This window comes from Streptomyces africanus (genome assembly GCF_002150735.1).
GTDB lineage: Bacteria > Actinomycetota > Actinomycetes > Streptomycetales > Streptomycetaceae > Streptomyces > Streptomyces africanus.
The window spans coordinates 1-861 of record NZ_MUKA01000532.1 but is presented as its reverse complement, the minus strand read 5'-3'; the positions used below and the strand labels follow the sequence as shown (position 1 = coordinate 861).

At 74.3% G+C, this 861-nt stretch carries 1 protein-coding gene; it reads right to left on the bottom strand.

Features of this window, described 5'->3' with window-relative positions; genetic code table 11:
- Window positions 1–690, bottom strand: a 690-nt coding sequence (locus CCL05_RS41505; RefSeq protein WP_143590041.1) for an RNA polymerase sigma factor, incomplete at its 3' end; no start/stop codon positions are given.
- Window positions 691–861: the final 171 nt, after the last annotated feature.

Sequence of the window (861 nt, the reverse complement as noted above, 5' to 3'; positions counted from 1 at the left end):
CCCGCCTCCACCGCCGTCGAGGGTGTACGGCAGCAGGAACCCCGCCACCGCCAGGGACGCCGCCGTCGAGGCGACCGCCACGGCCTGTCCCCTGCCGACTCCGCGCGGCCGCCCCCAGCCGATCAGGAACAGCGCGAACCCGAGCGTGGCGGCCAGCGACTGCCGCAGCGTCCGCCGGGCGCGGGCCAGCAGCGACTCGACGGTCCGGTAGCTCAGCCCCATCCGGACAGCGACCTGGCCGACGTCCAGGTCCTGCGACTTCAGCCGCAGCGCCTCGGCCTGCCGGGCGGGCAGCTCACCACTGCGCACCGCCAGCCACTTCGCCTCGGCCCGGTCGCACACGGCCTCCTCGACGGGCACCGGGCCGGGGGCGATGAGCGTCGGGCTGGTGCGCACCTCGGCCTCGCGGTTCACCTGCCGGTAGCGGTCGACGCACAGCCGCATCGTCACCGTCGTCAGCCAGGCCGCGAGCCGCTCCTCGTCCAGGTCGGGCCGCTCGGCGGCGCGCAGCATCGCCTCGTGCACCGCGTCCTCGGCGTCCTCCGCACTCATCGACCTGCGCCGGGCCACCTTGAGCAGGTGCTCGCGGTGGCTCCACATGCGCCGCCACCGCTCGTCGGCCGCGGTCACCTCCGCAGGTGTCTCCGCAGGTGTCTCCGCGGGCATGTCCGCAGGCATGTCCGTCGCCATGAGAGCCCCTTCGCGCTCGCCCACCGGTCTCGTGCTGTCCGGCGGGGGGCGACATTACCGCCCAGTATCAGCGGTTGTGGAGGGGGAGACGGTCATCGAGTCCGCGCTGTTACTGGTGAGTGGGGCGCCGCTGGGCAGCAGGTCGGGGGCGGGGAGCTCCAAGTCCGGGTC